This is a genomic window from Bradyrhizobium centrosematis (assembly GCF_045571495.1).
GTDB classification, from domain to species: Bacteria; Pseudomonadota; Alphaproteobacteria; order Rhizobiales; family Xanthobacteraceae; genus Bradyrhizobium; species Bradyrhizobium centrosematis.
This window is the reverse complement of record NZ_CP120703.1, coordinates 375470-398371: the sequence shown is the minus strand read 5'-3', so window position 1 is coordinate 398371 and position 22902 is coordinate 375470. Positions and strand designations below refer to the sequence as shown.

The following is a 22902-nucleotide window of genomic DNA, read 5'->3' as shown; positions in this document are numbered from 1 at the left end:
GACGAGATGACAAAGCTTACGCGGCTTCCGCCGCCAGCTTCTTGCCCTTCTCGACCGCCTCTTCGATGGTGCCGACCATGTAGAAGGCGGCTTCCGGCAGGTGGTCGTACTTGCCTTCCACCAGGCCCTTGAAGCCCTTGATGGTGTCGGCGAGGTCGACGAACTTGCCCGGCGAGCCGGTGAAGATTTCGGCGACGTGGAACGGCTGCGACATGAAGCGCTCGACCTTGCGGGCGCGGGCCACCGTCAGCTTGTCCTCTTCCGAAAGCTCGTCCATGCCGAGAATGGCGATGATGTCCTGGAGCGCCTTGTAGCGCTGCAGCACCTGCTGGACCTGACGGGCGACCGCATAGTGCTCCTCGCCGACGACCAGCGGGGAGAGCATGCGCGAGGTCGAGTCGAGCGGGTCGACCGCCGGGTAGATGCCCTTTTCGGCGATCGAGCGCGACAGCGTGGTGGTCGCATCAAGATGCGCGAACGAGGTCGCCGGCGCCGGGTCGGTCAAGTCGTCGGCCGGAACGTAGATGGCCTGCACCGAGGTGATCGAGCCCTTCTGCGTCGTGGTGATGCGCTCCTGCAGCGCGCCCATGTCGGTGGCGAGCGTCGGCTGATAACCCACCGCCGAAGGAATACGGCCGAGCAGCGCCGACACTTCCGAGCCGGCCTGGGTGAAGCGGAAGATGTTGTCGACGAAGAACAGCACGTCCTGACCCTGGTCGCGGAAGTCTTCGGCGATAGTCAGGCCGGTGAGCGCGACGCGGGCGCGGGCGCCCGGCGGCTCGTTCATCTGGCCGAACACCAGCGCGCACTTCGACTTCACGCTCGGATCCGGGTTCTTCGGATCGGCGTTGACCTTGGACTCGATGAACTCGTGATAGAGGTCGTTGCCCTCGCGGGTGCGCTCGCCGACGCCGGCGAACACCGAGTAACCACCGTGGGCCTTAGCGACGTTGTTGATCAGCTCCTGAATCAGCACGGTCTTGCCGACGCCGGCGCCGCCGAACAGGCCGATCTTGCCGCCCTTGGCGTAGGGCGCGAGCAGGTCGACGACCTTGATGCCGGTGACGAGAATTTCAGCTTCGGTCGACTGGTCGGTGTAGGTCGGCGCTTCCTGGTGGATGGCGCGCAGGCTTTCGGTCTTGACGGGACCGGCTTCGTCGATCGGCTCGCCGATGACGTTGATGATGCGGCCGAGCGTGCCTTCGCCGACGGGAACGCGGATCGGCGCGCCGGTGTCGGTCACTTCTTGGCCGCGGACCAGACCTTCGGTGGTGTCCATCGCGATGGTGCGCACGGTGGACTCGCCGAGATGCTGGGCGACTTCGAGCACCAGGCGGTTGCCGCCGTTCTTGGTCTCGAGCGAATTGAGAATGGCCGGGAGGTGGCCTTCGAACTGCACGTCGACGACGGCGCCGATGACCTGGGTGACGCGACCGACCTGGGCTGCCATTGAATGTCTCCTTCGATCCGAACTACTAGACCACGGTCAGCGTGACCGGGATGTTGCGTTGATGGGTGCCGATGCGTCTTAGACGGCTTCGGCGCCCGAGATGATTTCGATCAGTTCCTTGGTGATCTGCGCCTGACGCGTGCGGTTGTAGACCAGCGTCTGCTTGCGGATCATCTCGCCGGCGTTGCGCGTCGCGTTGTCCATCGCGCTCATCTGCGCACCGTAGAACGAGGCGTTGTTCTCGAGCAGCGCGCGGAAGATCTGGACCGCGAGGTTGCGCGGCAGCAGGCGGGTGAGGATCTCGTCCTCCTCCGGCTCATATTCGTAGGCCGTCGTGTTGGCGCTACCTGCCTCCTCGACCACCAGCGGAATGATCTGCTGGGCGGTCGGGATCTGCGCGATCACCGACTTGAAGCGGGAATAGAACAGCGTGCAGACGTCGAACTCGCCGTTGTCGAAACGTGCCAGGACTTTCTTGGCAATGTCCTCGGCATTGGCGAAGCCGAGCTGGCGGACGCTGCGCAGGTCGAGATGCTCGACAATCTGCTTCTCGAACTGGCGGCGGAGCTGCTCGTAACCCTTGCGGCCGACGCAGAAGAACTTCACGTCCTTGCCCTGCGCCATCAGCGCCAAAGCGCGCTCGCGGGCGAGACGCACGATCGAGGAGTTGAAGGCGCCGGACAGGCCGCGCTCGCCGGTGCAGACCAGCAGCAGGTGAACCTGGTCCCTGCCGGTGCCGGCCAGCAGCACGGGTGCGCCGGGCGAGCCCGCCGCGGCGCTGGCGATGTTGGAGATCACCGCGCTCATCTTGTCGGCATAGGGACGCGCCGCTTCCGCGGCGGTCTGCGCACGGCGCAGCTTGGAGGCGGCGACCATCTGCATGGCCTTGGTGATCTTCTGCGTCGCCTTGGTGGAGGCGATGCGGACGCGCATGTCTTTAAGTGACGCCATTCTTCGTCCCCAGCGATCAGCCTGCGGCTCGACCGCGACCCTATCCTTTCGTCATGCCCGGGCGTGTCCCGGGCATCCACGTCTGCTCCCTCCACGCGGTCAGGCGTGGATGGCCGGGACAAGCCCGGCCATGACGGGCACTCTTAAGCAAAGCTCTTCGCAAAACCTTCGACCACCGCCTTCAGCTTGGCAGCCACGTCGTCGGAGAGGTCGCGGGAGTCGCGGATCGCGTTGAGGATCTCGACGTTCTTGCCGCGCAGCAGCGAGAGCAGACCGTCTTCGAACGCGCGCACCTTGTTGAGCGGGAGCGGATCGAGATAGCCGTTGGTGCCGGCCCAGATCACGCAAACCTGCTCTTCCATCTTCAGCGGCGCGAACTGCGGCTGCTTCAAGAGCTCGGTGAGGCGCGAACCGCGGTTGAGCAGGCGCTGGGTCGAGGCGTCGAGGTCGGAGCCGAACTGCGCGAACGCCGCCATTTCGCGGTACTGCGCGAGCTCGCCCTTGATCTTGCCGGCGACCTTCTTGGTGGCCTTGGTCTGCGCGGACGAACCGACGCGCGACACCGACAGACCGACGTTCACCGCGGGACGGATGCCCTGGAAGAACAGGTCGGTTTCCAGGAAGATCTGGCCGTCGGTGATCGAGATGACGTTGGTCGGGATGTAGGCCGACACGTCGTTGGCCTGGGTTTCGATGACCGGCAGCGCCGTCAGCGAGCCCGAGCCCTGGTCCTTGTTCAGCTTCGCCGCGCGCTCGAGCAGGCGGGAGTGCAGATAGAACACGTCGCCGGGATAGGCTTCGCGGCCCGGCGGGCGGCGCAGCAGCAGCGACATCTGGCGGTAGGCGACAGCCTGCTTGGACAGATCGTCATAGATGATGACGGCGTGCATGCCGTTGTCGCGGAAGTACTCGCCCATGGTGCAGCCGGTGAAGGGCGCGATGTACTGCATCGGCGCCGGATCCGACGCGGTTGCGGCGACGACGATCGAATATTCGAGCGCGCCCTGCTCTTCCAGAACCTTCACGAACTGGGCGACGGTCGAACGCTTCTGGCCGACCGCGACGTAGACGCAGTACAGCTTGATGTTCTCGTCGGGCTGCGAATTGAGCGGCTTCTGGTTCAGGATGGTATCGAGCGCGATCGCGGTCTTGCCGGTCTGACGGTCGCCGATGATCAGCTCGCGCTGGCCGCGGCCGATCGGGATCAGGGCGTCGATCGCCTTGAGGCCCGTCGCCATCGGCTCGTTGACCGACTTGCGCGGAATGATGCCGGGCGCCTTGACGTCGACGCGCATGCGCTTGTCGGCCTGGATCGGACCCTTGCCGTCGATGGGATTGCCGAGCGCGTCGACGACGCGGCCGAGCAGACCCTTGCCGACCGGCGCGTCCACGATGGCGCGGGTGCGCTTGACGGTCTGGCCTTCCTTGATCTCGCGGTCGGCACCGAAAATAACGACACCGACGTTGTCGGTTTCGAGGTTCAGCGCCATGCCGCGGGTGCCGTTCTCGAACTCGACCATTTCACCGGCCTGGACGTTGTCCAGACCGTAGACGCGGGCGATACCGTCGCCGACGGACAGCACCTGTCCGACTTCGGAGACTTCAGCTTCCTGGCCGAAATTCTTGATCTGGTCCTTGAGGATCGCGGAAATTTCCGCGGCGCGGATGTCCATCAGCCTGCCTCTTTCATCGCGTGCTTGATCGCATTGAGTTTGGTGCGAAGCGAACCATCGACCATGCGGCTGCCCAGCTTGACGACGAGGCCACCGATGATCGCGGGATCGACTTTCACGTTCAGCGCGACGTCCTTGCCGGTCACCGACTTCAGGGCAACCTTGAGGGCGTCGAGATTCTTGTCGGAGAGTGCTTCAGCCACCGTGACGTCGGCCGTCGTCTCGCCCTTGAACTTGGCGACGAGGGCGCGATAGGCGCGAATGACGTCGGTCACCGCGAACAGGCGGCGGTTGGCGGTCAGCACTTTCAGGAAATTGGCGGAGATGCCGGCAATGCCGGCCTTGGCCAGCACGGCTTCGAGCGCCTTGGACTGGGCATCCGCCGCGAACACCGGGCTGCGGACGAGGCGCTTCAGATCGGCGCTCTCGTTCAGCAGGGCCTCGAATTTGTCGAGATCGGCTTTGACCTCGTCGACCACCTTCTGGTCGCGGGCCAGTTCAAACAAGGCCGTTGCATAACGGCCGGACACACCTGAAACGGACGTATCTTCTGCAGCCACAGACGCGCTCTTTTTGCTGTCAAACTCGCAAGGGAAAAACCGTCGCCACGAAGCGGCGCCTAGCGATCCAAGCCCTTGGAATTCAAGCGGGACTTCGATTTTCGACCAGCACGGGACGTGCCGGGCTCGTTAAAATCGCGGCTTTGCTAACATAGCAGGCGCGCAGGTGCAACATGACGCCAAATTAAAGGCACGAGGTTCTGTCGCCAGTTCGTCGCATGTTGCGACACGCCGACGACCGCCTCACCCACGGACCGGACCCGGACCTGATCAAGGACTTGGACGAGACCTGCCGCGCCGCGGAATGGTCGAGGACCTCGCTGCGGCTCACCCGGCGTTGGTTCCTGCCCTCAGCGCATAGCGGCCATGAACACGGATCGCTGAGGCGTGATTCCGGCGCCCTCCGCTCCACTCGCTGAATACTTACCCAATTCTAAACATGCCCAGCGATGACTTCGTTTTACAGTATTCGACAGTAATGAATAGCTTAACGAATCGTTAAAGCCGAAGACTTCGCAACATCGGCTGAATATCGGCGGCCGGTAACAAGATGTTTCATGACGACACAGAACGGATTTACTGCCCAATTCACGCCGCATTGGGAATCGAAACGCCAAAGCGCTCACAAACTGATGGGGGCTCCACTAGCCACATATGTGGCAATACTAGCTTAGGGACCACTAAATGCTGTCTTTGAAGACGCTGGGCTTTGCGACCCGGCCACGCACGGCGATTGCTTTCGTTGCCGCAACTCTCCTCATCGGTGGAACTGCCACCGAAGCTTCTGCCAAATCCCGCCACCACCGGCATCATCACCGCCACCACGCAGACGCCGACGCCAACACGACCTCCGACTGGCGCAACGCCAACGCGTTGATGACGCCGACCTCGGGCACGGGCCGCAGCTTCTCCGGCATGGCGTCCTATTACGGCAACGAGTCCGGCAGCCGCACCGCCTCGGGCGCGCGCTTCAATCAGAACGCCCTGACCGCGGCGCACCGCTCGCTGCCGTTCGGCACCAAGCTGCGCGTCACCCATCGTGGCCAGAGTGTCGTCGTCACCATCAATGACCGGGGCCCGTTCATTCGCGGCCGGGTTCTCGATCTCTCCACCGGTGCCGCCCGCGCCATCGGCCTCACCGGCGCCGGCGTCGGCCGCGTCACTGCAGAGGTCGTCTCCTAAGGCGCGATCCGCGTCTTGAGCGAACGCGCAGTTTTCATCAGTTTGCTGCGCACGTGAAACAAGCCCGCGGTCTTGGGGGACCGCGGGTTTTTTACGTCCTGTCATTCCGGGGCGCGCGCAGCGCGAACCCGGAATCCATTCCTCCACCAACTCTGCCGCCCGATGGATTCCGGGCTCGCGCCCCGCGCGCCCCGGAATGACGACCGGGGATGCGATTGCGACTGGCGCTTACAAAAAGCTCTGCGGATCGACGTCGACTTCGAGCTTCTGATTGCCTGTCGGCTTCGGGCAGACCGCGAGCCAGTTGCGCAAATAGTCCGACAGATCGAAACCGCGGGCCGATTTCACCAGGATGCGGAAGCGGTAGCGGCCCTTGATGACGGCGAGCGGCGCTTCCGCCGGGCCGAGCACGACGACGCGCTCGTCGCGCGGCGCCAGCGCGACGATACGGCGGCCGAGACCTTCGGCGCTGGGGCGATCGCCGGCGGAGATGATCAGGCTGGCGAGCCGGCCGAACGGCGGATACAGCGTCCTCTCGCGCAGCTCGATCTCGCTGTCGTAGAAAGCCTCGCGGTCGCAGGCGATCAGCGCCCGCATCACGGGATGATCGGGCTGGTGGGTCTGCAGGTAGCCGACGCCGCGGCCCTGCTCGCGGCCGGCGCGGCCGATCACCTGGTTGAGCAATTGCCAGGTCCGTTCCGCCGCGCGTGGATCGCCGTTGCTGAGACCCAGATCCGCATCGACCACACCGACCAGATTGAGCCGCGGAAAATTGTGACCCTTGGCGACGAGCTGCGTGCCGATGATGATGTCGACGCGCCCTTCCGCGATCTCGGCGAGCTCGCCGCGCATCGTCTCGATCGAGGTGATGAGGTCGCTCGACAGCACCATGGTGCGGGCCTGCGGAAACAGCGCAGCCGCCTCCTCCTGCAGGCGCTCGACGCCGGGCCCGACCGCGACGAGCGATTCCTCTGCCGAGCAGTTCGGGCAGAGATGCGGCCGCGGCATCGAGAAGCCGCAATGGTGACAGACCAGGCGCTGGCGGAAGCGGTGATCGACCAGCCAGGCATCGCAGATGGTGCAGGCGAAGCGATGGCCACAGGCCCGGCACAGCGTCAGCGGCGCATAGCCACGGCGGTTGAGGAACAACAGCGCCTGCTCGCGCTTCTCGATCGCGCCTCTGATCTCGCCGGCGAGGCGCGGCGAGATGAAGCGGCCGCGTGCCGGCGGCTCGCGCCGCAGGTCGATGGCCTCGATATGCGGCATGTGCTGGCCGCCGAAGCGCGAGGGCAGTGCGATGCGCTGATAGCGGTTCTTGCGCGCATTGACCTCGGATTCGACCGACGGCGTCGCGGAGGCCAGCACGACCGGGATCTTGGCGATATGCGCGCGCACCACCGCCATGTCGCGGGCGTGATAATGCACGCCCTCGTCCTGCTTGTAGGCCTGGTCATGCTCTTCATCGACCACGATCAGGCCGAGATTGGCGTAAGGCAGAAACAGCGCCGAGCGCGCGCCGACCACGACGGGCGCCGATCCTTCGGAGATCGCCGCCCAATTGCGCGCGCGAGTGCGCGGGGTGAGCTCGGAATGCCACTCGATCGGCCGCACGCCGAAGCGCTGCGCGAAGCGATCGAGGAACTGGCCGGTGAGCGCGATCTCCGGCATCAGGATCAGCGATTGCCTGCCGCGGCGGATCGCTTCCGCGACCGCCTCGAAATAGACCTCGGTCTTGCCCGAGCCGGTAACGCCGTCGAGCAGCGCGACGTGGAAGGTACCGTTGGCCGCGAGCGCGCGCATGGTGTCGACCGCGGCGCGTTGCAGCGGGGTGAAATCCGGCCGGCCGAAATCCGGATCGGGGGCGGGCGGCGGCGGCGGTGGCGGCATCGGCTCGACCGTGAGCGTGCCTTCATCGACCAGGCCATCGATCACGCCGGCGGAGACGCCGGCCTCCCTGGCTGCCTCAGACTTGCCGTGCAGCAGCCGGTCCGACAACACCTCGATGACGCGCTGGCGTGCCGGCGTCAGCCGCCGCGGCGGATCGCCGGTCAGGCGCACGCCGGGCCGCACCCGTTCGGGGCCGAGATTCTCGCCCATCCGCAGGCACATGCGCAGCACCATGCCGCGCGGGCTCAGCGTGTAATTGGCGACCCAGTCGACCACCGCCCGCAGCTCAGGCTTGAGCGGCGGGATGTCGAGCTTTTCGCTGACTTCTTTCAAGCGGTTGTGCAGGCGCGGATCGGGATTGGCGTTCTCGCCCCAGACCACGGCGAGCACCTCGCGCGGCCCGAGCGGCACGCCGACGAGATCGCCCGCCTTCAGTGTCATGCCGCGCGGCACCTTGTAGGAATAGGTCTGGTCGAGCGCGACCGGCACCAGCACGTCGACCATGCCGGTCGCGTTGGCGGGAGTGGTCGTGCTGCGCGACGAATGATCCATCAACGGTCTTTTGGGGAGAATCGGAACCCGGGGCCTCAAGGCTAGCGCTGTCGCGCGGCCTTAGCGAACGATAAACGAGTGGGATGCGATATACTGAGCGGAATCATTCCGTCCAGAGCGCATGAGCAAAGCCGCCGCACCACGAATCGAGCTCGCCAGCGCCGATCCCTCGCTCGCGCAGGAGATGGCGCGCTGGCTGGCGCATCTCGGCGCCGAGCGGCGGCTGTCGCCGAAGACGCTGGAGGCCTATGGCCGCGATTTGCGGCAGTGCCTGGATTTTCTCTGCAGCCATTGGGGCGAGCGCGTCACGCTCGAGCGCTTCGCGTCGCTGGAAGCCACCGACGTCCGCGCCTTCATGGCGATGCGCCGCGCCGACGACATCGCGGGGCGCTCGCTGATGCGCGCGCTGGCGGGCCTGCGCTCGTTCGGCCGCTTCCTCGAGCGCGAGGGCAAGGGCAAGGTCGGTGCGCTCTCCGCGATCCGCGCGCCGAAAGTCGCCAAGAGCCTGCCGAAGCCTTTGCCGATGGCATCGGCAAAACGTCTTGCCGACGCCGACGAGCGTGCGAGCGAGGACCGCGAGACCTGGATTCTTGTGCGCGATGCCGCCGTGATGGCGCTGCTGTACGGCTCGGGCCTGCGCATCTCCGAAGCGCTCGGCCTGAAGCGCCGCGAGGTGCCGCGGCCCGGCGAGGGCGACGTGCTGGTCGTCACCGGCAAGGGCAACAAGACCCGCATGGTGCCGGTGCTGCAGAACGTGCTCGAGCTGGTGCAGGAGTACGTCGCGATGTGCCCCTATCCGCTGCCGGCGGAAGGGCCGATCTTCGTCGGCGCGCGCGGCGGGCCCTTGAGCCCGCGCATCATCCAGCTCGCGATGGAGCGGCTGCGCGGCGCGCTCGGGCTCCCCGACAGCGCCACGCCACACGCGCTGCGGCACTCCTTCGCCACGCATCTGCTCTCGCGCGGCGGCGACCTGCGCGCCATCCAGGAATTGCTCGGCCATTCCTCGCTCTCAACCACGCAGGTCTATACCGGCATCGATTCCGAGCGGCTGCTCGAAGTCTATGCGAGCGCGCACCCGCGGCGCTGAATTGCCGCTGAATTCTGACATGAAGCTGTCATAGCGGTCAGGCCTCTTGCGCAGGCCGCGCGGTTCGGTCAATCGTTGCGGCACCGAACCGGAGGGAATCATGAGTGCACACGAAAGCATGGAGCATGCCGAGCACGCCGAACACGCGTCCGGCTCGAACAAGAAGATCGCGCTCCTGATCGCGGTGCTGGCGCTATTCCTGGCCGTGTCGGAGACGCTCGGCAAGGGCGCCCAGACCGAATCGATCAGCAAGAACGTCGAAGCCGCCAATCTCTGGGCGTTCTTCCAGGCCAAGAGCATCCGCCGCACCGTGGTGGTGACCGCAGCCGAGCAGGGCAAGCTCACGCTGGCCGGCACGGCGGACGACGCGATCAAGGCAACGGTGCAGAAGCAGGTCGACGACTGGACCAAGACCGCGGCCCGCTACCGCTCCGAGCCCGAGACCGGCGAAGGCACCGAGCAGCTCGCGGAGAAGGCCAAGCACGCCGAGCACGACCGCGACGAGGCGACCGCGAAATACCATCATTTCGAGCTGGCCTCGGCCGCCTTCCAGATCGGCATCGTGCTGGCTTCGGCCACCATCATCACCGGCATGTTCGCGCTGGCCTATGTCAGCGGCATCCTGACGCTCGCCGGCCTGTTGATGACCGGGCTCGGCCTGTGGTGGCCGCACCTGTTGCATCTGCATTGAGGCGTTGAGGCGCGTGGCCTTGACGCCAAAAAGACAAGTGTCATGCCCCGCGAAGGCGGGGCATCCAGTATGCCGCGGCTTCTCGGTTCAATCACTGACGTCTCTGGAATACTGGATTGCCCGCCTTCGCGGGCAATGACACCGAGTTTGTGGCGATGACAATATGTATGCAGCGCGCAGCTAGCGCGCCTGGTGCACGCTCTTCCTGAAACGCTGGATCAGGCGCAGCGTGCGGGAGGACCAGCCTTCGCCGTTGCCGGCGATCAGTTCGCGGATGCGGCGCTTGATCGGGTCGACCAACAGGTGCGCCTTGGCGCGGATCTTCAGCACGAGATCGTAGATCCGTTCGAACCAGTGCATCTCCAAAAGCTTGTCGCGCGTCACGTCGAACACGAAGGCGGTGACGCCGACGCCGAGCATTTTTGCGAACAGGATGGTGAAGACTGCGCTGGTCCAGTATTCGTGCGCGAGCAGCCACAGCCCGACCAGCTTGAGCGGAAACAGCGGGATGACAGGCACCGCGAACACGATCAGCGTCATGGCCGGCGACAGCGCGTCGACGCGCTCCGTCAGCCATTGCTTGAAGCGCGCCAGCGGGATGGCCGCGACGATCTTCGCAACGATCGGCTCGAGATGGTCCCACAGCCAGGCTTCGATCAGGAAGATGATCGCCAGCAGGACCCAGACCGGTTGAAGAAGGCGGCGCAGCATATGTTTCCCGCCCGATTCGGCGCTGGGCGCGTGGCTACATATGGATGGCCCGCTTGCCGACTGCAAGCGCGGCTTCCTTGACGGCCTCCGAGCGGGTCGGATGGGCGTGGCAGGTGCGGGCGAGATCTTCCGCACTGCCGCCAAACTCCATGAGAACACACGCTTCATGGATCATTTCGCCGGCTTCGCGGCCGATAATGTGCACGCCGAGCACGCGATCGGTCTTCGCATCTGCGAGAATCTTCACAAAGCCGTCGGTGGTCTGGTTGACCTTGGAGCGGCCGTTGGCGGTGAACGGAAACTTTCCGACGGTATAGGCCGTGCCCGCCTGCTTCAGTTCTTCCTCGGTCTTGCCGACGGAGGACACTTCCGGCGTGGTATACACAACGCCCGGGATGACGTCGTAGTTCACGTGACCGGCCTGGCCGGCAATGATCTCGGCCACCGCCACGCCTTCATCCTCGGCCTTATGCGCGAGCATGGGCCCAGCGACGACGTCGCCGATGGCATAGACGCCCTTCAGGCTGGTGGCGAAATGCGGATCGATCTGCACGCGGCCGCGGGGGTCGAGCGCGACGCCGGCTTCCTTCAGGCCGAGGCCATCGGTGTACGGCACGCGGCCGATGCAGACCAGAACGACGTCGGCTTCCAGCGTCTCGGCGGCGCCGCCGGCGGCGGGCTCGACCGTCGCCTTCAGCGTCTTGCCGGAGGTATCGACGCCCGTGACCTTGGCGCCCAGCTTGAACGCAAAGCCCTGCTTCTCGAGGATGCGCTGGAATTGCTTGGCGATCTCGCCATCCATGCCGGGCAGGATGCGATCGAGGAATTCGACGACGACGACGTCGGCACCGAGGCGGTGCCAGACCGAGCCGAGCTCGAGGCCAATCACGCCGGCGCCGACGATCAGCAGCTTGCCGGGGACCTTGTCGAGGGACAGCGCGCCGGTCGAGGACACGATGCGCTTCTCGTCGATCTCGATGCCCTTGAGGCGCGCGATGTCCGAGCCGGTGGCAATCACGATGTTCTTGGTCTCGACGACCTGCGACTTGCCGTCGGCGGAAACCTCGACCTTGCCGGTGCCTAAGATCTTGCCGGTGCCCTTGAGCACGTCGATCTTATTCTTCTTCATCAGGAACTCGACGCCCTTGACGTTGCCGTCGATGCCCTGCTGCTTGAAGTTCATCATCGCGGGCAGATCGAGCTTCGGCGCGGACACGGAGACGCCCATTTTCGCGAAGGAATGGCCGGCTTCCTCGAACATCTCGGAGGCGTGCAGCAGCGCCTTCGACGGCATGCAGCCGACGTTGAGGCAGGTGCCGCCGAGGGTTGCGTTCTTTTCGACCACGGCGACTTTCATGCCGAGCTGGCTGGCGCGCACCGCGCAGACGTAACCGCCAGGTCCGGTGCCGATGACGACGAGATCGTAGGTAGCCATGAGAGGAAGTCCCGTGAGTTTAGCGTGATGAGGATGTGTCAGCGTCCGCCGGTGCGTCAGCGTCCGCCGGACACATCGAGAGTGGCTGCGGTGACGTAGGAGGCCTCGTCCGACATCAGCCAGAGGATGGCGCTCGCGATTTCATCTGATGTGCCGACACGCTTCATCGGCACCATATGAGCCAGACGGTGGTGCCGGTCGGGCTCGCCGCCCGAGGCGTGGATTTCCGTATCGATCAGGCCCGGGCGAATGCCCGCGACGCGAATGCCTTCGTTCGCGACCTCATAGCCGAGCCCGGTGGTGAAGGAATCGATCGCCCCCTTGGAGGCGGCATAATCGACATAGGTGTTGGGTGCGCCGAGCCTGGCCGCGACCGACGATAGATTGATGATGACGCCGCCCTTGCCGCCATGCCTGGTCGACATCCGCTTCACCGCCTCGCGCGCGCAGAGGATCGAGCCGGTGACGTTGACCGCCAGCACGCGCTGAATGCGCTCGGCCGACATCTCGTCGACGCGCACGCCGCTGGTCCCGACGATGCCGCCATTGTTGACGAGCGCCGCGAGCGTGCCGAACTTGTCGGCTTCCTTGAACAGCTCGATGATGTCGCGCTCCTCGGCGACATCGCATTTCACCGCGACGGCCTTGCCGCCCTTCGCCTCGATCTGCGCGACCACCTCGTCGGCGGCCTTCTTGTTGCTGGCATAGCCGACCACGACGCGGTAGCCGCGCGCGGCCGCCGCAAGCGCGGTCGCCCGCCCGATGCCCCGGCTGCCGCCGGTGATGACAACGACTTTATCCGTCACGCGCGCCTCCATGGTTCGACACGCGCCGTCGCGAATGGCGACGGCGCTCGCAGAGCATCAGGGATCAGAGATCGAGCACCAGGCGCGCCGGATCTTCCAGGCTCTCCTTGACCCGGACCAGGAAGGTGACGGCTTCCTTGCCGTCGATGACGCGGTGATCGTAGGACAGTGCCAGATACATCATCGGGCGGACCTCGATCTTGCCGCCGACGACCATCGGCCGCTCCTGGATCTTGTGCATGCCCAAAATGCCGGACTGCGGCGCATTCAGGATCGGGGTCGACATCAGCGAGCCGTAGATGCCGCCATTGGTGATGGTGAAGGTGCCGCCCTGCATCTCGTCGATCTTGAGCTGGCCGTCACGGGCGCGGCGGCCGAAATCGGCAATGCTCTTCTCGATGTCGGAGATCGACTTGTGGTCGCAGTCGCGCACCACGGGCACGACGAGGCCCTTGTCGGTGCCGACGGCAACGCCGATGTGGTAGTAGTTCTTGTAGATCAGATCGCTGCCGTCGATCTCGGCGTTGACGGCCGGGATGTCCTTCAGCGCCTGCACGACGGCCTTGGTGAAGAAGCCCATGAAGCCGAGCTTGGCGCCGTGCTTCTTCTCGAACGCGTCCTTGTAGTGCGCACGCAGCGCCATGACGTTGGTCATGTCGACCTCGTTGAAGGTCGTGAGCATGGCCGCGGTATTCTGCACGTCCTTGAGGCGGCGCGCGATGGTCTGGCGCAGCCGGGTCATCTTGACGCGCTCCTCGCGGGCGGCGTCATCGGCCGGCGAGGGCGCGCGCACCTGCACGGCGGCGGCGGGCTGGTTGACCGGGGTCGGCGCCGATGCAGCGCGCTCGATCGCAGCGAGCATGTCGCCCTTGGTGACGCGGCCGTCCTTGCCTGAGCCGGGAACGGTCGAGGCATCGATGCCGGTCTCGGCGGAGAGCTTTCGCACGGACGGCGCGAGCGGCGCATCGGCCGGCGGTGCCTTCGGCGCGGCGGCAGCAGCCGGAGCCGCCGCCGCGGGTGCCGGAGCAGCAGCGGGCTTGGCGGGTGCAGCAGTGGGCTTGGCCGCGCCGGCGCCGTCGGTGATCTGGCCGAGCAACGCGCCCACGGCAACGGTCGCGCCATCGGCGGCGATGATCTCGCTCAGCGTGCCCGCGGAGGGCGCGGGGACTTCGATGGTGACCTTGTCGGTCTCGAGCTCAACCAAGGGCTCGTCGACGGCGACGGGGTCGCCGGCCTTCTTGAACCAGCGGCCGATGGTGGCCTCGGTGACGGATTCGCCGAGCGTCGGCACACGAATTTCAGTCATGGTCTCTTCCTTAAGGGATCGCCAATGCGGTCATAAGTCGATCGTCAACGGCCCGCGAAAAGCAGGCCATCCAGCAAGCCGGGACGCTTCGCCTTGACGCGGAGGTCACGAGTTACTGGATGCCCCGCTCCTGTGCGCTGGTTGCGCACGAGGCGGGGCATGACCCAGTTCAAAAAGTTCAGCTCAGTGCTTCGTCCAGGAACGCCTTCAGCTGAGCCTGATGCTTGGACATCAGACCCGTGGCGGTCGCGGCGGAAGCGGCGCGGCCGACATAACGCGGACGCCGGCTTGCGCCGTTCACCTGGTTGAGCACCCATTCCAGATAAGGCTCGATGAAGTGCCAGGCACCCATGTTGCGGGGCTCTTCCTGGCACCACACCACTTCGGCCTTCTTGAAGCGCGACAGCTCGGCCACCAGCGCCTTCAGCGGCACCGGATAGAGCTGCTCGACGCGCATCAGATAGATGTCGTCGATGCCGCGCTTCTCGCGCTCCTCGTAGAGGTCGTAATAGACCTTGCCGGAACACAGCACGATGCGGCGGATCTTCTCGTCGGGGACGAGCTTGATCGCCTCGTTCGGCAGCATCTGGGCGTCGTCATAGAGGATGCGGTGGAAGGTCGTTCCCTTCGCGAGCTCGTCGAGGCGCGACACCGCCCGCTTGTGACGCAGCAGCGACTTCGGCGTCATCATGATCAGCGGCTTGCGGATCTCGCGATGCAGCTGCCGGCGCAGCGCGTGGAAGTAGTTCGCCGGCGTGGTCGGGTAGACCACCTGCATGTTGTCTTCCGCGCACATCTGCAGGTAACGCTCGAGCCGCGCCGAGGAGTGCTCCGGTCCCTGGCCCTCATAGCCGTGCGGCAGGAGGCAGACGAGGCCGGACATGCGCAGCCATTTGCGCTCGCCCGAGGAGATGAACTGGTCGAACACGACCTGCGCGCCGTTGGCGAAGTCGCCGAACTGGGCTTCCCACAGCGTCAGCGTGTTCGGCTCGGCGAGCGAATAGCCGTATTCGAAACCGAGCACGGCTTCTTCCGACAGCAGCGAGTTGATGACCTCGTAATGGCCCTGCTCGCCACCGAGATGGTTGAACGGCGTGTAGCGGCTCTCGTCCTCTTGATCGATCAGGACCGAATGGCGCTGCGAGAAGGTGCCGCGTTCCGAATCCTGTCCGGAGAGGCGGACGTGGTGGTTCTCGTTGAGCAGCGAGCAGAACGCCAGCGCCTCGCCGGTCGCCCAGTCGATGCCGTTGCCGCTCTCGATCGCCTTGGCGCGGTTATCGAGGAAGCGCTGAATGGTGCGGTGGACGCGGAAGCCGTCCGGCACCTTGGTGATCTTGCGGCCGATGTCCTTCAGGATGGGCAGATCGACGCCGGTGACGCCGCGCCGCGCATCCTCTTCCTGGTCGGCGATCTTGAAGCCCGCCCACTTGCCGTCGAGCCAGTCGGCCTTGTTCGGCTTGTAGGAGGTGCCGGCCTCGAATTCGGCGTCGAGCCGGGCGCGCCAGTCCGCTTTCAGCTTGTCGACCTCGCCCTCGGTGACCACGCCTTCCGCGATCAGGCGCCTGGAGTAGAGCGTCAGGGTCGAGGGATGGGCCGCGATCCGCTTGTACATCACCGGCTGGGTGAAGGCCGGCTCGTCGCCCTCATTGTGGCCGTAGCGGCGGTAGCACCACATGTCGATGACGACGGGCTTGTGGAACTTCTGCCGGAATTCGGTCGCGACCTTGGCTGCGAACACGACGGCTTCCGGATCGTCGCCGTTGACGTGGAAGATCGGCGCATCGATCATCTTCGCCACATCCGACGGATATGGCGAGGAGCGCGAGTAGCGCGGGTAGGTGGTGAAGCCGATCTGGTTGTTGACGATGAAGTGCACGGAACCGCCGGTGCGGTAGCCCTTCAGGTCGGACAGGCCGAAGCACTCGGCGACCACGCCCTGGCCGGCGAACGCGGCGTCGCCGTGCATCAGAAGCGGCATCACGGAGATGCGCATGTCCGGGGGATCGCCGTGCTGGTCCTGCTTGGCGCGCACCTTGCCGAGCACGACGGGATCGACGATCTCGAGATGCGAGGGGTTGGCGGTCAGCGACAGATGGATGCGGTTGCCGTCGAACTCGCGGTCCGAGGAGGCGCCGAGGTGATACTTCACGTCGCCGGAGCCTTCGACCGCGTCGGGATTGGCCGAGCCGCCCTTGAACTCGTGGAATAGCGCCCGGTGCGCCTTGCCCATCACCTGCGTCAGCACGTTGAGGCGGCCGCGATGCGGCATGCCCAGCACGATCTCCTTCACGCCGAGATTGCCGCCGCGCTTGATGATCTGCTCGAGCGCGGGGATCAGGGCTTCGCCGCCGTCGAGGCCGAAGCGCTTGGTGCCGGTGAACTTGGTGTCGCAGAACTTTTCGAAGCCTTCGGCTTCGACCAGCTTCTGCAGGATGGCTCTGCGGCCTTCCCGGGTGAACGAGATCTCCTTGTCGGGTCCCTCGATGCGCTCCTGGATCCAGGCCTTCTGCGCGGCGTTGCTGATATGCATGAACTCGACGCCCAGCGTCTGGCAATAGGTACGCTCGCAGATCGCGGTGATCTCGCGGATCGTGCCGTATTCGAGGCCGAGCACGTGATCGAGGAAGATCTTGCGGTCGAAATCGGCCTCGGTGAAGCCGTAGGTGCGCGGATCGAGCTCTTCGCGGTTGCGCTGGGCCTCGATGCCGAGCGGATCGAGCTTGGCGTGGAAGTGGCCGCGCATGCGGTAGGAGCGGATCAGCATCAGGGCGCGGACGGAGTCGCGCGTGGCCTGGAGCAGGTCGGCGGAGGAAATGTCGGCGCCCTTGGCCTGGGCCTTGGCGGCGATCTTGGTGCCGACCGTCTTCTCGACCTCGGCCCAATTGCCGTCGAGCGCGGAGGTCAGATCGTCCTTGGGGGTCAGCGGCCAGTTGTCGCGCTCCCAGGACGGGCCTTCCGCGTTCTTGCTGATGTCAGCGGGCGCGTCGTTCAGGCTCTTGAAGAACTCCTGCCACTCGGCGTCGACCGAGGACGGGTCCTTCTGGTAGCGGGCGTAGATTTCGTCGATGTAGGTGGCGTTGGTGCCCTGCAAAAACGATGACAGGGCAAAGGCTGCGTTGGCGTCCTGGCGAGACATACTTGAGTTCCTGGCGATTTCGGTTCGCGCATAACAAACGGCGCTGGCGCCGAGCTCCCCCGACAGGGCTCGACGCGACAGGCACCCTTTACCCTATTTGCTGCGAAACTTCGCCCGGAAAAGTACGAAGAAGTGAATTAGCCTTTCAACTTTTCGGCAAGCGTATGGCCGAGGCGGGCGGGCGACGGGGACACTGTAATTCCTGCCGATTTCATCGCCTCGGTCTTGGAACCGGCATCGCCCTTGCCGCCCGAGATGATGGCGCCGGCATGGCCCATGCGGCGGCCGGGAGGAGCGGTGACGCCGGCGATGAAGCCGACCATCGGCTTCTTGCGGCCACGCTTGGCCTCGTCCTTGAGGAACTGGGCGGCGTCCTCCTCGGCGGAGCCGCCGATCTCGCCGATCATGATGATCGATTCGGTCTTGGGGTCGGCGAGCAGCATTTCGAGGACGTCGATGAACTCGGTGCCCTTGACCGGGTCGCCGCCGATGCCGACCGCGGTGGTCTGGCCGAGGCCTTCCTGGGAGGTCTGGAACACGGCTTCATAGGTCAGCGTGCCCGAGCGGGAGACGATGCCGACCGAGCCGGTCTTGAAGATGTTGGCGGGCATGATGCCGATCTTGCACTCGCCGGCGGTCATGACGCCCGGGCAGTTCGGCCCGATCAGGCGCGACTTGGAGCCGATCAGCGAGCGCTTGACGCGGACCATGTCGATGACGGGAATGCCCTCGGTGATGCAGACGATCAGCGGGATCTCGGCGTCGATCGCTTCGCAGATCGCGTCCGCCGCGCCCGGCGGCGGCACGTAGATCACCGACGCATCGGCACCGGTCTTCTCACGCGCCTCGCGCACGGTGTCGAACACCGGCAGGCCCAGATGCGTCGAGCCGCCTTTGCCCGGCGAGGTGCCGCCGACCATCTTGGTGCCGTAGGCGATCGCGGCCTCGGAGTGGAAGGTGCCGTTCTTGCCGGTGAAGCCCTGGCAGATGACCTTGGTGTTCTTGTCGATCAGGATGGACATGAGGTCTGCTTTCGCGAAACTAACAGAGTGAGAGGGTCAGTGGATGCGGCGGTAGACGCCGGTGAGCACGTCGGCCCAGCCTTCCGCGTCCGGCGAGAACTGAATCTTCAACCAGTAGGAATCCTCGTTGATGATCTCGTAGACGTGGCGCGCATTGCCGCGGAGCGAGCCGCGCACCAGCGTCAGGGTCTGGCCGACCCACCCGCCTGAGGCGGGCGAAGGCGGCGTGTAGCCGAGCGAGTCGTACCAGAACAATTTGTAGGTCCGGTCGTCGCGGTCGAAGGTGAAGATGCCGTGGGTGGCGAAGACCTGCTTGCCGTCGCGCATCTGGACCGAGTCCTGGATCAAATAGAACCCGTTCAGATCCATGCGCGCGACGGTGCGCGAGGTCGCCGGCCCGCCCGCCGTCCAGCGCGACGGGAAGACCATCTCCTCACCATCCCATTCGCCGGCGAACGCGGCGAGGCGCGCGTGCTCGGGGAGCGGAGATGATGCGGCGAGATGGTCCTGGGCCATGGCGTCAGCCTCCCTTGACGGCCTTCACGATCTTCTGCGCGGCGTCGTCGAGATTGTCGGCCGGCACCACGTTCAGTCCGGATTCGCGGATGATCTTCTTGCCGAGCTCGACATTGGTGCCTTCGAGACGAACCACCAGCGGCACGCTGAGGCCGACTTCACGAACCGCGGCTGTGACGCCCTCGGCGATCACGTCGCACTTCATGATGCCGCCGAAGATGTTGACCAGGATGCCCTTCACGTTGGGATCGGCGGTGATGATCTTGAAGGCGGCCGCGACCTTCTCCTTGCTGGCGCTGCCACCGACGTCGAGGAAGTTGGCCGGCGCCATGCCGTAGAGCTTGATGATGTCCATCGTCGCCATGGCAAGGCCGGCGCCGTTGACCATGCAGCCGATGTTGCCGTCGAGGGTGACGTAGTTGAGGTCGTATTTCGACGCCTCGATTTCCTTGGCGTCTTCCTCGGTCTCGTCGCGCAGCGCGAGCACCTCGGGGTGCCGGAACAGGGCGTTGTCGTCGAACGACACCTTGGCGTCGAGCACGCGGAGCTGGCCCTGCTTGGTCACGACCAGCGGGTTGATCTCCAGCATCGACATGTCCTTGGCGACGAAGGCGGCGTAGAGCTGCGCCGTGAGCTTCTCGGCCTGCTTGGCGAGATCACCGGAGAGCTTCAGCGCGTTCGCAACCGTGCGGCCGTGATGGCCCATGATGCCGGTGGCGGGGTCGACCGAGAAGGTGACGATCTTCTCGGGCGTGTTGTGGGCGACGTCCTCGATGTTGACGCCGCCTTCGGTCGAGACGACGAAGGAGACGCGCGAGGTCTCGCGGTCGACCAGGATCGAGAGATAGAACTCCTTGTCGATGTCGGAGCCGTCCTCGATGTAGAGGCGGTTGACCTGCTTGCCGGCGGGGCCGGTCTGCACGGTCACCAGCGTCGCGCCCAGCATCTGCTTGGCGAATTCGGAGACTTCTGCCGCCGACTTGGCGATGCGGACGCCGCCCTTGTCGCCGGCGCTAGCTTCCTTGAACTTGCCCTTGCCGCGGCCGCCGGCATGGATCTGGCTCTTCACCACATAGACCGGGCCCGGCAGCGCCTTGGCCGCGGCTTCCGCGTCGCTCGCTTTGAGGACCGGCACGCCCTTGGAGATCGGCACGCCGAACTCACCCAGCAGCGCTTTGGCCTGATATTCATGGATATTCATATGGTCGCTCCCTGAACCCGCGGGCGGCGGCCTCTTGGGCCCACCTCAGTCTTGTGGCTGGCATACCATATACCACAGGAACTGCAACCCGGATTCTTTGACATCGATCTCTGGACTGCCGAACCCGAAGCCCGTCCCGACATCCGGGCCCCGGAAATGAAACCGCCGAAGACCGGGTTTCGATCTTCGGCGGGATTAGGTTGCGCCTCAGCGGCCGAGAAGATCGGGGGCGATCTTCTTGCAGGCATCGACCAGGCCCTGCACCGCGCCGACCGACTTGTCGAAGGCCTCGCGGTCCTTGCCGGCAAGCTCGATCTCGACGACGCGCTCGACGCCCTTGGAGCCGATCACGACGGGCACGCCGACATACATGTCCTTCACGCTGTACTCGCCGTTGAGGTAGGCGGCGCAGGGCAGCACGCGCTTCTTGTCCTTCAGATAGCTCTCGGCCATCGCGATGGCGGAGGCGGCCGGCGCATAGAAGGCCGAGCCGGTCTTGAGCAGATTGACGATCTCGGCGCCGCCGTTGCGAGTGCGGTCGACGATCTCGTCGAGGCGCGCCTGCGAGGTCCAGCCCATCTTGACGAGGTCGGGGAGCGGGATGCCGGCGACGGTGGAGTACTTCACCAGCGGCACCATGGTGTCGCCATGGCCGCCGAGCACGAAGGCGGTGACGTCTTCAACGGAGACGTTGAACTCGTCGGCCAGGAAGTAGCGGAAGCGGGCCGAATCCAGCACGCCGGCCATGCCGACGACCTTCTTGTGCGGCAGGCCGGAGGCCTTCTGCAGCGCCCAGACCATGGCGTCGAGCGGGTTGGTGATGCAGATGACGAAGGCGTCCGGCGCGTACTTCTTGATGCCGGCACCGACCTGCTCCATGACCTTGAGGTTGATGGAGAGCAGGTCGTCGCGGCTCATGCCGGGCTTGCGCGGCACGCCGGCGGTGACGATGCAGACCTTGGCGTTGTCGAGCGCTTCGTAGGAGTTCGCGCCGCTGTAGTGCGCGTCGAAGCCGTCGACCGGCGAGGACTGCGCGATGTCGAGCGCCTTGCCCTGCGGCACGCCTTCGGCGATGTCGAACATCACGACGTCGCCCAGTTCTTTCAGGCCGATGAGGTGAGCCAGCGTTCCGCCGATCTGACCGGAGCCAATCAAAGCAATCTTGTCGCGCGCCATGTGAACCTGTCCTTTAGACACGTAAGGAGGGGAAAACTGAGACGGGTGGTTATCCCTTTCGCCTCCCCCGTTCAAGTCGCCCAATGCCCAATTGTCGGGCTTGGCGCGAATCCGGCCAGCAGCCCCTCAGCCGTCATTCCGGGGCGCCCGTGCACTGCGCGGGCGAACCCGGAATCTCGAAATTGTAGCGCGAGATTCCGGGTTCGCGCTGCGCGCGCCCCGGAATGACGGGAAGATAGGAATAGGACTTAAGTCTCCACCAGGCCCTTGGTGGAGCCGCTCGCGGTGGAATCCTTGCGGCCATGGGCCAGCGCCAGATAGGATTTCGAGCTCATTTCGATCAGGCGCGAGGCGGTCCGCTTGAACTCATTGGCCTCGTTGCCCTCGGTGGCGAGGTAGAGCGAGATCGGGTTGGCGTCGGCCGAGGCCATCAGCTTCACGGCATTGTCGTAGAGCGCGTCGATCAGCGTGATGAAGCGCTTGGCGGCGTTGCGCTGGGAGAGATCCATCACTGGAATATGGTCGACCAGGATGGTGTGATAGTCGTGCGCGAGCCTGAGGTAGTCCGATGCCCCGAGTGGCTTCTCGCAGAGATCGGCGAACGAGAACCGCGCCACGCCATGGGCCGAGCACGGCACATGCAGGATGCGGCCCTTGATCGAGATGTCGCGCGAGCGGCATTTGGCGCTGCCCGACATCCGATTCCAAGCGCGGTCGAGGGCGGCATCGGCATCGGCGTCCGCCGGCGTCAGCCACATCGGCACGCCCTGCAGCTTCTCGAGGCGAAAGTCGGTGCGCGCATCGAGCCGCGCGACGTCCATGTGGTCGGTGATCTGCTTGATGAAGGGCAGGAACAGCGAGCGGTTCAGGCCGCCCTTGTAGAGATCTTCGGGCGCGACATTGGAGGTCGCGACCACGACGGTGCCGAGCTCGAACAGCTTTGCGAACAGGCGTCCGAGGATCATCGCATCGGCGATGTCGGTGACGTGGAATTCGTCGAAGCAGAGCAGCCAGCTCTCCTCGAAGATCGCGTTCGCCGTCAGCGCGATGACGTCGCCGTCGGGGATCTCGCCGCGCGCGATGCTCTGGCGGTAGTCGTAGATGCGCTCGTGCACGTCGGCCATGAATTCGTGGAAATGCGCGCGCCGCTTCTGTTCGACCGAGGCGTGCTGGAAGAACAGGTCCATCAGCATGGTCTTGCCGCGGCCGACCTCGCCATGGATGTAGAGCCCGCGCGGCGCCTCGTCCTTGTCGCCGCTGCCGAACAGGCGGCTGAGCAGGCCCTGCTTGCGCTGCGGATTGTAGTTCGCAAGCCGCAGGTCCAGCGCCGCATAGGCCTCGGCGACCTCGGCCTGCGCGGCATCGGGCTCGATTGCGCCGGCGGCGATCTGGGCCTGATAGGCTTCGCTGAAGGGGGAACTGGGAGTCGAGAGCATGGCCCTTTACCGCCAGAGACGGACGGAAATTGCAAGCGGTCAATTGGTGCGGGGCGCTATGCGTTCCGTGTCCCGGACGCGCTGCGGCAGCAATAGCGCGTCTTCGCCGCGCTATCGCTAAGAC

The 22902-nt window shown here is 65.2% G+C and carries 18 protein-coding genes; 3 read left to right on the top strand and 15 right to left on the bottom strand.

Going from position 1 to position 22902, the window contains the following annotated elements:
• Positions 1-16 precede the first annotated feature (16 nt).
• The 4 genes from atpD to P6U31_RS01875 form a co-directional block, all read right to left on the bottom strand.
• Positions 17-1450 carry a F0F1 ATP synthase subunit beta gene (gene atpD / locus P6U31_RS01890; protein WP_407186594.1) on the bottom strand — a complete coding sequence of 478 codons (1434 nt, stop codon included), beginning with the start codon at positions 1448-1450 and terminating at the stop codon, positions 17-19.
• A 78-nt stretch (positions 1451-1528) separates the two neighbouring features.
• Complete coding sequence (locus P6U31_RS01885; RefSeq protein ID WP_407186593.1) at positions 1529-2401, bottom strand: F0F1 ATP synthase subunit gamma; 873 nt, start codon at positions 2399-2401, stop codon at positions 1529-1531.
• Between the two features lie 143 nt (positions 2402-2544).
• Positions 2545-4074: a F0F1 ATP synthase subunit alpha gene (gene atpA / locus P6U31_RS01880; RefSeq protein WP_407186592.1), complete on the bottom strand. Its 1530-nt coding sequence runs from the start codon at positions 4072-4074 to the stop codon at positions 2545-2547.
• Positions 4074-4634 (bottom strand): F0F1 ATP synthase subunit delta, encoded by a 561-nt coding sequence (locus P6U31_RS01875; RefSeq protein WP_407186591.1) that lies wholly within the window; start codon positions 4632-4634, stop codon positions 4074-4076. Before P6U31_RS01875 ends, atpA begins: the two co-directional genes overlap by 1 nt.
• A gap of 684 nt (positions 4635-5318) precedes the next feature.
• On the opposite strand from P6U31_RS01875, the gene P6U31_RS01870 reads away from it, so the two are divergent.
• The gene (locus P6U31_RS01870; RefSeq protein WP_407186590.1) at positions 5319-5816 is read left to right on the top strand and encodes a septal ring lytic transglycosylase RlpA family protein; all 498 of its coding nucleotides are present in this window, start codon (positions 5319-5321) and stop codon (positions 5814-5816) included.
• A 228-nt stretch (positions 5817-6044) separates the two neighbouring features.
• Here P6U31_RS01870 and P6U31_RS01865 read toward each other — a convergent pair whose 3' ends face one another.
• Positions 6045-8255, bottom strand: coding sequence for a primosomal protein N' (locus P6U31_RS01865; RefSeq protein ID WP_407186589.1), 2211 nt, complete (start codon positions 8253-8255; stop codon positions 6045-6047).
• Positions 8256-8376: 121 nt separating this feature from the next.
• Here P6U31_RS01865 and P6U31_RS01860 point away from each other — a divergent pair, with 121 nt between their 5' ends.
• Both P6U31_RS01860 and P6U31_RS01855 read left to right on the top strand, forming a co-directional pair.
• The gene (locus P6U31_RS01860) at positions 8377-9342 is read left to right on the top strand and encodes a tyrosine recombinase XerC (protein ID WP_407186588.1); all 966 of its coding nucleotides are present in this window, start codon (positions 8377-8379) and stop codon (positions 9340-9342) included.
• A 100-nt stretch (positions 9343-9442) separates the two neighbouring features.
• Positions 9443-10033, top strand: coding sequence for a DUF4337 domain-containing protein (locus P6U31_RS01855; RefSeq protein ID WP_407186587.1), 591 nt, complete (start codon positions 9443-9445; stop codon positions 10031-10033).
• Positions 10034-10213: 180 nt separating this feature from the next.
• Here the strand turns inward: P6U31_RS01855 and P6U31_RS01850 are convergent, their stop codons facing one another.
• The 10 genes from P6U31_RS01850 to zapE form a co-directional block, all read right to left on the bottom strand.
• Positions 10214-10744 (bottom strand): hypothetical protein, encoded by a 531-nt coding sequence (locus P6U31_RS01850; RefSeq protein WP_407186586.1) that lies wholly within the window; start codon positions 10742-10744, stop codon positions 10214-10216.
• 34 nt (positions 10745-10778) lie between these two features.
• Entirely contained in the window at positions 10779-12179 is a 1401-nt protein-coding gene (gene lpdA, locus P6U31_RS01845) for a dihydrolipoyl dehydrogenase (RefSeq protein ID WP_407186585.1), read from the bottom strand.
• 56 nt (positions 12180-12235) lie between these two features.
• Positions 12236-12997, bottom strand: a complete 762-nt coding sequence (locus P6U31_RS01840; protein ID WP_407186584.1) for an SDR family oxidoreductase — start codon at positions 12995-12997, stop codon at positions 12236-12238.
• Between the two features lie 52 nt (positions 12998-13049).
• A complete protein-coding gene (gene odhB / locus P6U31_RS01835; protein WP_407186583.1) occupies positions 13050-14291 on the bottom strand; it encodes a 2-oxoglutarate dehydrogenase complex dihydrolipoyllysine-residue succinyltransferase in 1242 nt (413 codons plus the stop codon).
• A gap of 178 nt (positions 14292-14469) precedes the next feature.
• Positions 14470-17427: a 2-oxoglutarate dehydrogenase E1 component gene (locus P6U31_RS01830; protein WP_407186582.1), complete on the bottom strand. Its 2958-nt coding sequence runs from the start codon at positions 17425-17427 to the stop codon at positions 14470-14472.
• A gap of 137 nt (positions 17428-17564) precedes the next feature.
• Complete coding sequence (gene sucD, locus P6U31_RS01825; RefSeq protein WP_122400407.1) at positions 17565-18449, bottom strand: succinate--CoA ligase subunit alpha; 885 nt, start codon at positions 18447-18449, stop codon at positions 17565-17567.
• A gap of 36 nt (positions 18450-18485) precedes the next feature.
• Entirely contained in the window at positions 18486-18965 is a 480-nt protein-coding gene (locus P6U31_RS01820; protein WP_407186581.1) for a DUF1579 family protein, read from the bottom strand.
• 4 nt (positions 18966-18969) lie between these two features.
• A complete protein-coding gene (gene sucC / locus P6U31_RS01815) occupies positions 18970-20166 on the bottom strand; it encodes an ADP-forming succinate--CoA ligase subunit beta (RefSeq protein ID WP_128928948.1) in 1197 nt (398 codons plus the stop codon).
• Positions 20167-20373: 207 nt separating this feature from the next.
• Positions 20374-21342 (bottom strand): malate dehydrogenase, encoded by a 969-nt coding sequence (gene mdh / locus P6U31_RS01810; RefSeq protein ID WP_028177733.1) that lies wholly within the window; start codon positions 21340-21342, stop codon positions 20374-20376.
• Positions 21343-21590: 248 nt separating this feature from the next.
• Positions 21591-22778: a cell division protein ZapE gene (zapE, locus tag P6U31_RS01805; protein WP_407186580.1), complete on the bottom strand. Its 1188-nt coding sequence runs from the start codon at positions 22776-22778 to the stop codon at positions 21591-21593.
• Positions 22779-22902 lie beyond the last annotated feature (124 nt).